General features: G+C 61.8%; 12 protein-coding genes. 8 read left to right on the forward strand and 4 right to left on the reverse strand.

Annotation, left to right across the window (positions count from 1 at the left end; all coding sequences use genetic code 11):
• Positions 1–312: 312 nt before the first annotated feature.
• On the forward strand, positions 313–1,176 hold the full coding sequence (locus tag LPB73_RS02420) for a helix-turn-helix domain-containing protein (protein ID WP_231079488.1): 864 nt from the start codon (positions 313–315) through the stop codon (positions 1,174–1,176).
• An 844-nt stretch (positions 1,177–2,020) separates the two neighbouring features.
• On the forward strand, positions 2,021–2,320 hold the full coding sequence (locus LPB73_RS29230; protein WP_414716852.1) for a DUF3551 domain-containing protein: 300 nt from the start codon (positions 2,021–2,023) through the stop codon (positions 2,318–2,320).
• 137 nt (positions 2,321–2,457) lie between these two features.
• On the opposite strand, the gene LPB73_RS02425 is transcribed toward LPB73_RS29230, so the two are convergent.
• The 4 genes from LPB73_RS02425 to LPB73_RS02440 are packed head-to-tail and all read right to left on the reverse strand — an operon-like array spanning position 2,458 to position 6,956.
• Positions 2,458–3,996: a DHA2 family efflux MFS transporter permease subunit gene (locus LPB73_RS02425; protein WP_231079489.1), complete on the reverse strand. Its 1,539-nt coding sequence runs from the start codon at positions 3,994–3,996 to the stop codon at positions 2,458–2,460.
• Positions 3,993–5,141, reverse strand: a complete 1,149-nt coding sequence (locus LPB73_RS02430; protein WP_231079490.1) for an NAD(P)/FAD-dependent oxidoreductase — start codon at positions 5,139–5,141, stop codon at positions 3,993–3,995. Before LPB73_RS02430 ends, LPB73_RS02425 begins: the two co-directional genes overlap by 4 nt.
• Positions 5,138–5,875 carry a methyltransferase domain-containing protein gene (locus tag LPB73_RS02435; RefSeq protein WP_231079491.1) on the reverse strand — a complete coding sequence of 246 codons (738 nt, stop codon included), beginning with the start codon at positions 5,873–5,875 and terminating at the stop codon, positions 5,138–5,140. Before LPB73_RS02435 ends, LPB73_RS02430 begins: the two co-directional genes overlap by 4 nt.
• Before the next feature lie 4 nt (positions 5,876–5,879).
• Positions 5,880–6,956: a type III polyketide synthase gene (locus tag LPB73_RS02440; RefSeq protein ID WP_231079492.1), complete on the reverse strand. Its 1,077-nt coding sequence runs from the start codon at positions 6,954–6,956 to the stop codon at positions 5,880–5,882.
• An 873-nt stretch (positions 6,957–7,829) separates the two neighbouring features.
• Between LPB73_RS02440 and LPB73_RS02445 the strand changes: the two genes are divergently transcribed.
• The 6 genes from LPB73_RS02445 (at position 7,830) to LPB73_RS02470 (ending at position 13,500) form a co-directional block, all read left to right on the forward strand.
• A complete protein-coding gene (locus LPB73_RS02445) occupies positions 7,830–8,507 on the forward strand; it encodes a response regulator transcription factor (RefSeq protein ID WP_231081042.1) in 678 nt (225 codons plus the stop codon).
• Entirely contained in the window at positions 8,467–9,849 is a 1,383-nt protein-coding gene (locus LPB73_RS02450) for a sensor histidine kinase (RefSeq protein WP_231079493.1), read from the forward strand. Before LPB73_RS02445 ends, LPB73_RS02450 begins: the two co-directional genes overlap by 41 nt.
• Before the next feature lie 124 nt (positions 9,850–9,973).
• On the forward strand, positions 9,974–10,420 hold the full coding sequence (locus tag LPB73_RS02455) for a hypothetical protein (protein ID WP_231079494.1): 447 nt from the start codon (positions 9,974–9,976) through the stop codon (positions 10,418–10,420).
• A 223-nt stretch (positions 10,421–10,643) separates the two neighbouring features.
• Complete coding sequence (rpoH, locus tag LPB73_RS02460) at positions 10,644–11,597, forward strand: RNA polymerase sigma factor RpoH (RefSeq protein ID WP_231079495.1); 954 nt, start codon at positions 10,644–10,646, stop codon at positions 11,595–11,597.
• Positions 11,598–11,690: 93 nt separating this feature from the next.
• A complete protein-coding gene (locus LPB73_RS02465; protein ID WP_231079496.1) occupies positions 11,691–13,064 on the forward strand; it encodes a sensor histidine kinase in 1,374 nt (457 codons plus the stop codon).
• A gap of 91 nt (positions 13,065–13,155) precedes the next feature.
• Positions 13,156–13,500, forward strand: a complete 345-nt coding sequence (locus tag LPB73_RS02470) for a hypothetical protein (RefSeq protein WP_231079497.1) — start codon at positions 13,156–13,158, stop codon at positions 13,498–13,500.
• Positions 13,501–13,525: the final 25 nt, after the last annotated feature.

The raw sequence follows: 13,525 nt of genomic DNA on the forward strand, positions 1-13,525 counted from the left end.
GTCAGCCTCCACCATGCTCCAATTGTCTGTCCGCATACAATTCCGCATTCTGGAATGGAGCGACGACGACGCGCAACGATGTGCGTGGCTGAATTAAAACCCGCGGCATGTCGGCAGGACGCGTGAACACGTCCGTGCGATCTGCGGCACGCAGTGATGAGGTGTATGATGACGGGTACCCGAACTCCCGACAATGCATCATATGCGGGACCGTTTCGCGCGCTTGAGCAGTCGCAAATCTCGCTCGAGCCAAAATCGCCGAAAATCGATGTGTTCGGCTGTCCTGCCAGCAAGCTTCACAAGGACCAGGAGTTGCGCGGCGCCGGCATCAAGTTTTTCCGCAAGGGCAGTGACGATCCCCATCTCGGTCAGGTATCGACGACAGCTGACGATCGCGGCTTTCTGATCGGCATCTCACAGGGCCGGGGTCACCGGCGCCGCATTTTTCACGAGCATCACGCAACGAACCACGAATTTAAGGAAGGTTCGATCTATATTCGTAACCTTGCGGATGACTATCGTGCCGATCTTCGCGGTGCGTTCGATTTTCTCTTGATGGAGGTCTCCCAGCCGTTCCTGATCGAACTGGCGCAGGAACACGGCTGGCGCGGCGGCGCCGTAGACCTTGCGTGTCACGCTGGCGACACCGACCTCATCCTTCTGAGGCTTGTCAGTGTGGTCGAGCCACTGCTGCAAAAGAGTAGCGAAGCGAGTCCGCTGTTTCTGGATCAGCTCGGAACGACGATCGGCATACATCTGATCGAGCGATACAACCGCGCGACCAACCTTGAATCCGCATCGCAAGGCGCCGCGCTGTCGCGGCCGCAACTGGCGCTCGCCGTCGAAATGCTGAGCAGCAATACTGCAGGCAATGTACGGGTTGCAGATGTCGCACAGGCCTGCGGGTTGTCGCGCGGCTATTTCATCCGCGGCTTCAAGAAAGCGACGGGCAAGGCGCCTCACCAGTGGATCCTGTCCCAGCGCGTCGAACAGGCCCGTGGCCTTCTCATGAAGACCGGTATGTCGTTGGCCGATATCGCACTGATTTGTGGCTTTGCCGATCAAAGCCACTTCACCCGCGTCTTTTCCGCTTCGACTGGGCTACCGCCGGGGGCCTGGCGCCGCGCAACTGGCAATGCAGGTTCTCCAGCGCGATTTTCTGAATGTGAGGAATAGTTTGAGTGAGGTGGCGTGCCGCGCGTCCATGTTACGCGCTACCGACAATGTCAGCTCCTGGCGCAAAACAGACCTTCGGAAAATTCGGGGGCAGCGAAGTGCCAAATGACACCGGTTACGATTGGCCCGAGTGCAGACTGCCAACGGTTGCTAGGTGCAAAACAAACGCACGCGGGCTTCTTGAGCTACTCTTTACCGTTATGAATTTCGAGGGCTTTGACTGAGTCTTAAAATGCTTTTCCAAACCTATCGTTCCGAGCACAAAACCGACCGCGCGCCCTTCCAGTTCTTGCGCTCTCGGACAACAACCACGTCAATATCCGTTGGCATCGCGCCGTGGTGTGAAATGTAGGTGTGATCCGACCTGCCTCGATACACCCTCAAGTTTGCACAGGGGAAGGCGTGAGCCCTAGCCAGTAAGTGACGGGCAAGGAGTGCTTCGACCTGATCTGCCTTGATCAAGTGCAGAACCTCCATCCGCATTAGTTACCCTTTTTCAGCGTGATGGCTGCTTTGTGCCGAAGATGATGGCACCCTCTTTGAAACCTTGCGGAAGAGGTCGATTTCCCGCTGTCAGTCAGACTTTCATGCGCAACGTCGATCGGGGTAGCTCCAAGCGCGTTCGAAAGTTAAACACGTATTTATTCGGGGAATACATAGAATTTCCTATCTCTTCGATATGGGACCTGTGCGAAGAAAATCTTGAATTTCCAGCGCACGATGATCCCGGAAACGTAGCCCTCGGCTGCCCATCTTGCAGGCTTTGCAATCGCGATTTCCCGATCGATGCGACTGCGGGCCGCGAGCGGCACGCTTTGAGGTTCACAGCAGATGGAGATGGATGATGATTTTCGATCGACAACCCAGGTGTCTCACTGCGGCCTTTGCCGTTGCCGTCGTGCTCTCGTTCGCAGCGCTGAGCTCGCAACCCGCCGAAGCTACGCCACTGCACCGTGACGCGTCGCCGTTCTGTCTGTTGCCAGGCTCATCCAATGGTCCAGGGGGCGCACCGCAGATCTGCGGCTACTATGATTATCAGGAATGTCTGCAGGCCGCGGCCGACATGCACGCCAACTGCGTGGAGAACATCGATTTCCGTGGTAGTTATGAGCGAACGCCCGACGGGTGGCGTGCCCGGTACTGAGCGCTTTCGCGAGCGGCACGGCCCGGTCGATAATAATCTCTGGTGCGGAAAACGAGATCATCTTGAAAAGGGGGGGCCTTGAAACGTCTATCGCTTCTCAAGATGGCGGCAGCAGCGCCGCTCGCCCCGGGGCCGAACTACCGTTCGCGCCCCCCCCACGCGAATGGCACCAGCAGCACGGCAAGCAGCGCCGTTGCTGCCAGCATTGCCCAAGCATCGTTCACGCTCCAGACAAAGGCCGTCTTTTCGATCATGGGCCGGACCAGGGCTTCCATGGCGGGAGTGGGTGGGCCGGAGAGACCGCTTGTCAGCAATGCGGGATCGAGGCCAATGGCCGTTGCCGCTGTGGGGTCTCCCGATAACAACTGCATATGCAACGCAGCGGCGTAGATGTGGGCGCGGCTGTATAGGATGGTGTCAATCAGCGCGATGCCGATCGCGCCGCCCAGATTGCGCATCAGGTTGAACAGGCCGCTCGCTGCCGGCACCTGCGCTTCCGGCAGCGAGCCCAACGTCAGGCGGGTCGGCGGCAACAGGCAGAACATGATAGCGATGCCGCGAACGATCTGTGGCCAGAACATCTGGTTGAAATCGGTGTCGCGGGTCTGAAACATGCTGAGGGCGAGTCCGATACCAAACACCGCAAAACCTGCAGCGGTCAGCCAGCGCGCATTGAGTCGCCGTTCCAGCGCGACGGCGATGGGCGACATCGCCAGTTGCGCGGCACCGGTCACCAGCATCGTCGAACCAATCTGAAGGGCGTCCTGACCCCTGACGTAAGCCAGAAAAACCGGGATGAGATAGACCGAGCCATACAGGCCCACGCCCAGGCAAAAGCTCAACGCGCATCCGATCGCGAATGAGCGATTTCGGAACGGGCCAAGCTGCACGACCGGATGGGCCGCGCGCAATGTGCGTCGGACGAACAGGCCGCCGCAAAGCGCGCTGATTGTGAACAGGCCCGTGCAGGTGACCGACACCCAGCCATCATGGGGTGACTGCTTTAGTCCGATCTCCAGAGTGGCCAGCGACATCGCCATCAGAACCAGCGACCGCCAATCGATTTCCGCAACGTCGCCAAAGTTCAGCTGCTGCCGGGGCAGCAGAGGAGGCGCCACAACGCAAGCGATCAGCCCGGGAACGACATTGATCAGGAACAGCCAGTGCCAGGACCAGGTCTGCGTGATCCAGCCGCCGACCACAGGTCCGACCGTCGGCGCCAGGACCGCCACGATGCCGGCGACCGTCGTAGCGATGCCTTGGCTGCGCGGCGGGAACAGCAGGAAGACTGCGGCGAACACCGCCGGGATGAGCGTGCCGCCCGCGAATCCCTGCAGCACACGAAACGACACGAGGGCGGCGAAGGTGCCGCTCGCGGCGCAGCCGATCGACGCCAGCGTGAACAGCGCTAGGGCGGAGGCAAAGAGCCAGCGCATCGAGAGCACATGCGTCAGCCAGCCCGTCAGGGGAATGGCTATGATCTCGGCGATCAAATAGGAGGTCTGGACCCAGCTCATCGTCTCCGGGGAGATGGCGAGGGCATTCTGAATGGTCGGCAGCGATGTTGCGACCACCTGAATGTCGAGGATCGCCATGAACATCCCGAGACACATCAGGACAAAGCCGAGCCATGTCCGGGTGTCCGCGAGGGGCAGCTCGGTGCGCAGGGTCGTCATGGGCTTACGAGCGGCGGGGCAGGCAGCACGGCAGGGTCAAGGCCATCCATCGCGCGGGTCAACCGGGTGCGGCGGACGATCGAGCCGATCAGGCCCGGGCCGCGCGTGGCCGCGGCGAACATCAGGTTTCGGCTGATGCGATGCCCGGCAAGGCAGGAGACGATGCTCGCCAGCCGGATCGGACCGGCCGTGAGTTTTCGCGCGGCCGCCAGATACACATCAGGTGAAAGGCCCTCCCGGATATGCGCGACTGCCAGCGCGGCCGATCCAAGGGCGATGGCAAGGCCGTCGCCGGTGAAGGGCGGGATGTGGGCGAGACGGTCGCCGACCCGATAGGCTGCAGTGTTTCGCTCGCGATGAAGATGTCCGCCGCTGGGACAGGCCACGGCCTTCGGCTTGTCCCACAGTGGTTCGGCGTCTGCCAGCCGCTCCGCCAGTGCGGGAAGTGCCGCCGCCACATGGTTGCGCAGCGCGGGCCAGCCGGATCCGAACTGGCTCATGGCTTTACCCGGCAGCACCATGCAGAGGTTGGCGATACCGTCTTCGACCAGTTCGAGGCCGATATAGCTGGCCTCCAGAAAGTAAAGCTCGACCCGGCCCTCGAGCGCTCGGCGAACGTCGGGGGCAGGCCGCAGGTGCATTTTCAACCCGACCTGCGAGCCGTCGCGTGTGTCGTCGATGCCGCGCAGACCCAGCTTGCCGGTGGCCAGTACGAGGTTCCGGCAACTCACCGTATGGCCGTTGTCGCACACGACCAGCCAGCCGGATCCATCGGGTCTCGCCGTTTTCACCGTCACGTCGCGGTGCAGGCGTGCGCCGCTGAAATGCGCGTGTCGCAGCAGCGCGGTGTCGAGTCGATAGCGCGACAGCGACAGCCCGCGAAACGGTAGTGCCGAGGTCACGCTGCGGCGCGAGGAATAGAGCGCCACCTCATCGACCGGTACCGCGCCGAGCGCCAGCGGATCGACGCCCAACCGCCGTAACAGCAGCTGTGTCTCGACGCTCAGGAATTCGCCGCACACTTTATGCTGGGAGGTCGCTGTGCGCTCGATCAGCATGACGTCGTGGCCATAATTGGCCAGACCGCAGGCCACCGCGCTGCCGGCCGGCCCGCCGCCGATGACGATCGTCTCGACCTGAATCATCGCACACGTCCGATCACGAAGCGGAACAAGAACCATCGCAGGCGCACCGCGCGCGGCGCGATCCCAGCATCGCGTAACCGCGCCTTCCATTCCGCGCGGGTGAGGGCTCTCGCAACCGAGATCCGGCCGTCGTGAATGACAATGGGATGCAGCCGCGTAAGCCAGCCCATCAGGCCAATGAAATGGAACGGCACCCGGTGGCGCTGCAGGTCGTAGATCATCCAGCCGCGTCGCGCGGTCCTCTCCATCCAGCGCAGGAACGTCACAATCATCTCGTCGGACATATGATGCGTGAGCAAGCTGCTGACGACAAAGTCGATGGAGGAGGGTGGGATGAAATTGAAGATGTCCATCACCTGATATTCGATATTGAGATCGCTTCCTGTCGCCGACTGCGCGATGCGGACCGTCTCGCGATTGAGATCGAGCCCGATCAGCTTGATCTGCCGGCCGCGCCCGGCGGCCCAGCTGCGGATCGCTCGCAGCAGGTCGCCATAGCCGCAACCGACATCGACGAGCGTGAGCCCGGTGCCTTCAGGTATCCGCTGGATGGCGGCGTCCAGCCACGCAATCACCGCCCGGTGCCCGAGCATCGCGCCGTTGAAGCGGGCAAGGTCGCGCAGCACAAGTTCGAGCTCTTCTGGACTTGCATCGGCACTGTCCAGCCATTCGGCTTCGGTGCTTCGCTGCGACAAGTCCGTCGCTGCAGCGCGGGTGGTGCTGAATGTGCTCATGAGGTCAGGCCGCGGTTCGAAAAAGCATGGTTTCCGCGATCAGTCCGGGCCCGAACGACATCGCGCACCCGCTGCGGCCGCGTGCGCCCGAACGCATCAGCCGCTCGATCACGAACATGACTGTTGCCGACGACATGTTCCCATAACGGCGCAGTACGTCGCGCGACGCGGCCAGCGCGGTCGGCGCCAGTGCGAAGGCTCGCTCCACCGCGTCGAGAACGGTCCGGCCGCCGGGATGCACCGCCCACAGGTCGATCGCCGCCGCGGGCGCTCCAGCCAGGATTTCATCGGCGCTCCGCCGTAGGCCGTCCTGGATAACGGCCGGAACGCGTCCCGACAAAACCATGTCGAAGCCGGCATCGCGGATGTTCCATGTGATCAGATCGCGGGTATCGGGGACCAGCATGGCGCGGAAACTGTCGAGCGCGATGCCGGACGGCTCGGCGCTCACAAGGCTTGCCGCACAACCGTCGGCGAACAGCAGGAACGAGAGCATCTGCTCGAGATCGGCGTTTTCCTTGAGATGCAGCGTACAGAGTTCGAGGTTCACGACCAGTACGCGCGCCGACGCCTCGGAGCGGACGATGTGATAGGCCAGCTTCAGGGCATTGATGGCGGCGTAGCAGCCCATGAAGCCGATAACGGTACGTTCGACCGTCGTTGGAAGCTCGCAACGCGCGATGAGATCGAGGTCGAGGCCGGGCGCGGAGAAACCTGTGCAACTGGTGATGATCAAGTGCGTGATGCGGTCACGATCTGCTCCGAGATGCAGGCGATCGACGGCGGCTTGCGCCAGTTCGGGCGCGTGCCGCTCATACTGCTCCATCCGCGTCGCCGTATCGGGAAAACCACTACGGGCATAGAAGCCGCCGGCATCGAAATGGTCGCCTTCCGGTCGATTGCTCGGCGTAAGGCACGAGAAGCGGTGCTCGATACCGGACTTGTCGGCCATGCGTTCGAACAGCCGCGCCTGACGCGGGTTGGCCAGATGGAGCGTAGACTGTGCGAAGCGGCGAAAGGCGTCATGAACGTCGTAAGGCGGCACAGCCGTTGCGACACGATTGATATAAACTGCTGGCAAGGGAATCCCTCCGTATGCCTCCGCCGAAATGAGCGCCGGCCGATGAAGGTCGAGATAGCGAAGAAAGCCCGCGGAGCGATTAAATTGCGATTTAAGAATCGACCGACGCTCTGCTTCGGCCGCTGCCGGGGGGCGATGGCGGTGTCTGGCCGGCAATCGTTGCGCATGGGACGTCGCTGCGTCGCAAGTTAAATTCGTATTTAATTGAAGAACACAAGCCTTCCGAAGATGTTGTGGCCATTGGTCCGCCGTCCGGCTCGGCGCGTTCCGATGACTGCTGCATCAGTAAGGGGCGCTCGCAGGTGGGTCGATGCTTGGAATTCTGACGTCGTTCGTTCGACAAGGTGCGATCTCGCTAGGGGTATCGCTGTTGCTTGCTGCAACCGCATTTGCGGTGGCGCGTCCGCCGCACAAGTCGCCGCCGTTTCAATCGGCAGCGATTGAGCGTCGCCCGGCCACTGCAGCCGCGTTCATTGGAGCGAGTCCGCTCGCTCTCAACAGCTGTTCTGCGTCCGACAAGATGGTCGCTGATATCAATCTCCGGCCGATGGCGGGTAGGGATCAGGATGTGATTGCGGGATTGGTATCGCGAGGGCCGGACGCAATCGACCTGGCGCAGGCCGTGCTCCGCTACGGACACGAAGAAAAGCTCCGCGGCCTGGCCCGGCAGATCATGGCGACACGGCATACCGATGCCGGAGCAACGCCGTACGCGATCCCGGGATCCTTGGTCCCTGTCGCAGCGGTGAGGCTTGTACCGACCGGATGGACGAAATGACCGAGTTTCGACAAAATGACGACGTTTTCCGCTATGCTACGGCGCGGTCGCACCTTGTCGTGTCTTCAGATCAAACGGTGCCCGAGATACTCCAGATGACCAAGATTCTGCTGATCGAGGACGACATTGAGACCGCTGAGGAACTCGCGGCCGAACTGACGCAGCGCGGCTTCGAAGTCGAACATGCGGCGAGCGGCATCGAAGGACTCGACAAGGCCCGCTTCATCAAGCCGGACTTGATGATCGTCGATCGCATGTTACCGGGAATGGACGGACTCACCATCGTCGAGGCGCTGCGGCATGACCAAATTCGCACGCCCGTACTGATCCTGAGCGCGCTCGGAGCGGTCGATGATCGCGTCCGCGGATTACGTATGGGCGGCGATGACTATCTGACCAAGCCTTTTGCGATAGTCGAACTGGTGGCGAGGATCGAGGCTCTGTTGCGCCGTCCGATCGAAACGCGGGAAACCATGTTGCGGGTGGGACCGCTCGAACTCGACCTGATCGAACGCACAGCGCGGCGTGGCGAGCGGGAGATCGAATTGCTGCCGCGGGAATTCCGCCTTCTCGAATACATGATGCAGCGTAACGAGCAGCTGCTGACGCGGGCGATGTTGCTGGAGGAGGTCTGGAATTATAAATTCGTCCCGGACACTAATCTTGTCGACGTTCATATGGGGCGGCTGCGGCACAAGGTAGACACGCCGGGCGATCCGCCGATGATCCACAATGTCCGCGGCGCAGGATTTATTCTTCGTGCGCCTTCCTGATTTCGTCCGCACGACGACGTTCCGGTGGACGTCCATCGCGATCGCGCTCTGCATTCTTTTGTTCTCAGCCTTCGTGTACTGGGAGGCTGGCAGTTCGATGCGGGCCGACATGGACGCTTCGATCGCGGAGGCGAGCGAGGTGATCGCTTCGGACGTGCCGGAGCGCAGGGTCATCGCCATCGAGGACCGCCTGGCGGCGGATCCGCGTCGGACCCGGTTGGCCGGTCTGTTCACCGCCGACGGAAAACGGATTGCCGGCAATCTGCGCGATATCCCGCCGCAATTGGCGATCGACGCGCGGATTCATGCGACGCAGGTGATCAGGATCGATCCGCATAAGCCGGAGTCGATGTCCGTGCGCGCCATCGGTCGTCGCTTGCCTGACGGCCAAGTGTTGGTCATCGCCCGCCATAGCGGCGAACTCAAGGAACTGGCGGCAGCGATCGGCCGCGCCCTGCTGCTCGGTCTGCCGGTGGCGGGCGCCCTTAGTCTGGCGATCGGTGGCGTGCTCAGCCTGCGGGTGCAGCGTCGTGTCGATGAACTCCATGCACAGGTCAGGCGCATTATCGATGCCGACCTACGCGAGCGACTTCCCACGGCCAACCTCGACCACCCCTTCGATAAGCTGGCCATCATCGCCAACGGCATGCTCGACGAGATCGAGGTGCTGGTCACCGAAATGGCAGGGACCGGCAACGAGATCGCGCATGACCTGCGCACGCCGCTGACCCGTGTCCGCGTTGGCCTCGAGCGCGGCCGCGCCAATGCCTCGACGGTCGCGGACCTGCAGGCGGTCGCCGACCGCGCGGTCACTGGCGTGGACGAAGTGCTCACCATTATCACCAGCCTGCTACGTATCCAAGAGATCGAGCATTATGGCGACCGCAGGGGATTTGGCGATGTGGTGCTGGCGGGTTTACTACGTGAGGCCTGCGACCTCTACGAACCGATCGCTGAAGACAAGCAGGTCAGCCTGCGCGTCGATGTCGAGGACGATGCCATTGTCCGATGCGACCGCGATCTGCTGCAGGAGGCTATCATCAACCTGGTGGATAACGCGGTCAAGTTCACACCGCCCCGCGGATGCGTCCGGTTGGCTCTGGTGCGAGGGCCCAGCGATGTCATTGTCAGAATATCGGACACCGGACCCGGTATTGGAGAAGACGAGCGTGAAGCAGTGCTGCGGCGGTTCTATCGCTCCGACAAGAGTCGCAGGACTATCGGCACTGGGCTTGGCCTCAGCCTGGTTTCCGCGATCGTCAAGCTGCATGGATTCCGGCTGACGCTGTCGACTGGTCCCGGCTGCGTCGCGGAGATCGCCTGTCCATTGCCGGAAAGGTGATTTGTCTAAAGCGCATTTTAATCGCCTCGCGGTGTCCGCTCACCATGTTTCGTAGATCGCGCTGTTGCCTCGACGCCGGATGGGTGTTCACGGCAACAGCGGCATCGATGGAAAGGATGAGATCATGAAAGGGCGTACATTCAAGGTATTCGCAACGGTTGCGCTGGCATTGAGTCTACTGGCCACCGCCGCTGACGCGCGCGGCGGCGGCGGAGGTGGTGGCCACGGTGGTGGTTTGGGCGGCGGTGGCGGCCATATGGGCAGCTTTGGCGGCGGCTTCGGTGGTGGTCACATGGGCGGCTTCGGACCCGGGGTCGGCGGCGGCCATATGGCAGGCATCGCCGCCGGTCATGTGGGTGGAATCGGCGGCGAGCATCTCGGCGGAATCGGCGGCCAGCGTTTCGCAGGAGGCGGATTCGGATCGCACGCTTTTGCCGGACATCACCTCGTCAGACATACCGGCCGTGGCTTCGGCTTCCCGGGCTACTACGATGATTACGGCTATAGCTGTCCGTATGTTTACGGCCCGCTGCATCCCAACCATTATCCTTGGGTTGCCGGCTGCAGCTGACGAACCGTCCTGTAAGGGATCGCCGGCGTGATGTTGCGGAAGCCAAGTCACGCCGGCTTTGTTCCTGCCGCAAGCCGAAGCTGAATTCGAATTTATATCCCTAACCTGTAATTTAATGGTTCCCGTGATCGCCGCGGCTATCTTCTCAGGATCGTCCGCAAAGGCCGTGACATCGGCCCCGGACATCGATCAGCAACAGATCAATCATAGCGGAGGGGCTGACATGAATACCGATGGAATGTCGACGGAGTATTCCACACCGGGGTCTGGCCTGGCGGCTCCGATCGGGCTTCGATCGCCCGCGGCAGCCGGCAGCGCCCTGAATTACCGAACCGACATCCGGCGTTTTGCGATGCTCGAGCGCGAGCAGGAATACGTGCTGGCGATACGCTGGCGCGATCACGGCGACCGTGCTGCAGCCGAGCAACTTGTCACCAGCCACCTACGCCTCGCTGCCAAGATGGCCATGAACTATCGTGGTTACGGCCTGCCGCTGTCGGAGATCACGTCGGAGGCCAATCTCGGCCTGATGCAGGCCCTTGACGGGTTCGACCCGGACAAGGGATTCCGCTTCTCCACCTACGCGGTGTGGTGGATCCGTGCGGCGATCCAGGACTACATCCTGCGCTCATGGTCGCTGGTGAAGATCGGCACCACCACGAGTCAGAAGAAATTGTTTTTCAAGCTACGTTCGGCCAAGAGCAGGATTTCGGCACTGGGAGGCGGCGACTTGCGGCCCGACCAGGTGACCCTGATAGCCACCGATCTGGGCGTGCCCGAGAAGGACGTCGTCGACATGAACCGTCGGCTCGGCGGTGATGCTTCGCTCAACGCACTGGTGCATGATGACGAGGGCGCCGCCGAGTGGCAGGACTATCTGATCGACCAGGCGCCCACACCAGAGCTGATCACGGTCGAGCAGGACGAAATCGATCATCGGCGTCAGGTTCTGGTGCGTGCGATCGACGTACTCAATGCGCGCGAGCGGCACATCTTCGAGGCGCGTTATCTCGCCGACGAGTCGGATACGCTCGAAGACCTCGCGCAGCACTATGGGCTGTCGCGCGAGCGGATCCGCCAGATCGAACAGCGGGCGTTCGAGAAGGTGCAGTCGGCGGCGCGCAAGCTTTCGCACGATCGACGTCACACCCGCGCCCCGGCGCTGGCAACGCATTGAATTGCGGCATTCCGGCGAACGATGACGAATCGCGCAAGCGCGGGAAATCCGTTATGTTGGCGGCCCAAATATCCCTCACGGGCCGCTCACGCGATGAATCTGGCCGAGTTTGCGAGTAGTTCAACCTTCCGCGCCGCCACGGTCGCGGCTGTCGCGCTTTCTTTGTTCGTGCTGGTCCTGTTCGGCTTCATCTATTGGAAGACCGACCGTCTGCTGGTGACCCGTTCCGACCATGTCATCGCCTTGCAGTTGCAAACGGTGGCGGCATTGCCGAATGAAAGCAGGCTCGACGCGCTTCATCTTCAACTCAGCGAGGATTCGCGCGACGTGCATTTCGTCGGCCTGTTCCGGGCGGATGGAAGCCGGGTCGCCGGCAATCTCGAGCGCCCGCCGGCGATGCTGCGGCTGGACGCCACGGTGCAGACCGTCGAGATCATAAGGCCGCGCCCCGCTGGCCCGGAGCAACTAACCGTTCAGGCCATCGGCCAGCAGTTGCCGGACGGCGAGATATTGGTGATCGGCCGCTATGTCGATGAGGCGATTCAGCTGTCGATGGTTGTCAGCCAGGCTCTGGCTCTCGGTCTGATCCCGGCTCTGCTGCTATGCCTCGCGCTGGGCGCACTGCTCAGTCTGCGTGCCGAACGTCGGATCGCCGGCGTTAATGAGCGCATTCAGCGCATCGTGGCGGGCAGTCTGCACGAACGGCTCCCGGTTGATCGCGGTCGCGATCCGTTCACTCAGCTAGCCGGCATGGTCAACAGCATGCTGGACGAGATCGAAACGCTGATCCACACGATCGCCGGAGTCGGCAATGACATCGCGCACGACCTGCGGACACCATTGACCCGGGCACGCCTGGCCCTGGAGCGCGGCCGGAACAACGCCAGGACGCTGCCCGAACTGCGATCTGTGGTCGACAAGGCCATCTCGAGCATGGACCAGTCGCTGGCGATTGCCGCGGCGCTGCTGAGGCTGGCCGAGATCGAGAACAGCCGTCGCTCCATCGGATTCGGCAAAGTCGCACTGGAGGAACTGCTGCAAGAGGTCCGCGATCTCTATGCGCCGATCGCCGAAGACAAGGGCATCACACTGCGCACCGATATCGTTCATACCCCGATCGTCGAGGGAGATCGTGACCTGCTGATGGAGGCGATCGCCAATCTGGTCGATAACGCCGTCAAGTTCACGCCGCGGGGTGGGCAGGTCCAGATCACGACCGTGTCCGGCGACGGCGAGAGTATCCTGCGCATCACGGACACCGGCGCGGGGATAAGCGAAGACGAGCGCAGTGCGGTGCTGCGGCGGTTCTATCGCTCCGATGCGTTTCGCAAGACACCAGGTCTTGGGCTTGGCCTCACTCTTGTTGCCACGATTGCCAAATTGCACGGCTTTCGGTTGACGATCTTTTCGGGGGCGGGGTGCGTGATCGAAATCGGATTTCCTGACGCTTCCGAGATAAAGGTCTAGACCGCGATCACATCGCCGCGAGATCGCTGTTCGTTGCTCGGTGCGCCGTTTCCTAAATCGTTATTTAGTTGGTCCGCCGCATCGCATCATTATGTCTTCCGAAGACCCAACAGTCGCGCGCCGCTGGATTGCCAATCCGGTCGGACGTCAAGGAAGGAATGATCCAATGCGCTCAAATCTCATGCCAGTAGTGTCGGCAGTCTTCATCGCGTTGATCGCCATCGCAGCAGCTCCGAATGCCGCGATGGCCCGTGAATCCATCGTTGCATCGAAACCCCTGTCGGCTCCGGTGGGGCATGCCCAGCCGACCCCGAATGGCTTTCTGTCAGACGAAGATGCGAACGCGGACGAACAGCAGCGACTTTCGAAGTTCGATGCGCAGCAGCATTTGCTGGACGAGCAGCTCGACAAGTCGCTGAACATCTGCCGGTGCTGATGTTCTGCCTTCACGCGGCGCTTAG

The organism is Tardiphaga sp. 37S4, assembly GCF_021044645.1.
Lineage (GTDB): Bacteria > Pseudomonadota > Alphaproteobacteria > Rhizobiales > Xanthobacteraceae > Tardiphaga > Tardiphaga robiniae.

Coding starts and splice junctions, on each gene's coding strand:
- LPB73_RS29230 (WP_414716852.1), top strand. CDS start 2,021: ATGATTTTCGATCGACAACCCAGGTGTCTCACTGCGGCCTTTGCCGTT.
- LPB73_RS02425 (WP_231079489.1), bottom strand. CDS start 3,996: ATGACGACCCTGCGCACCGAGCTGCCCCTCGCGGACACCCGGACATGG.
- LPB73_RS02430 (WP_231079490.1), bottom strand. CDS start 5,141: ATGATTCAGGTCGAGACGATCGTCATCGGCGGCGGGCCGGCCGGCAGC.
- LPB73_RS02435 (WP_231079491.1), bottom strand. CDS start 5,875: ATGAGCACATTCAGCACCACCCGCGCTGCAGCGACGGACTTGTCGCAG.
- LPB73_RS02445 (WP_231081042.1), top strand. CDS start 7,830: ATGACCAAGATTCTGCTGATCGAGGACGACATTGAGACCGCTGAGGAA.
- LPB73_RS02450 (WP_231079493.1), top strand. CDS start 8,467: ATGTCCGCGGCGCAGGATTTATTCTTCGTGCGCCTTCCTGATTTCGTC.
- LPB73_RS02455 (WP_231079494.1), top strand. CDS start 9,974: ATGAAAGGGCGTACATTCAAGGTATTCGCAACGGTTGCGCTGGCATTG.
- rpoH (WP_231079495.1), top strand. CDS start 10,644: ATGAATACCGATGGAATGTCGACGGAGTATTCCACACCGGGGTCTGGC.
- LPB73_RS02465 (WP_231079496.1), top strand. CDS start 11,691: ATGAATCTGGCCGAGTTTGCGAGTAGTTCAACCTTCCGCGCCGCCACG.
- LPB73_RS02470 (WP_231079497.1), top strand. CDS start 13,156: ATGTCTTCCGAAGACCCAACAGTCGCGCGCCGCTGGATTGCCAATCCG.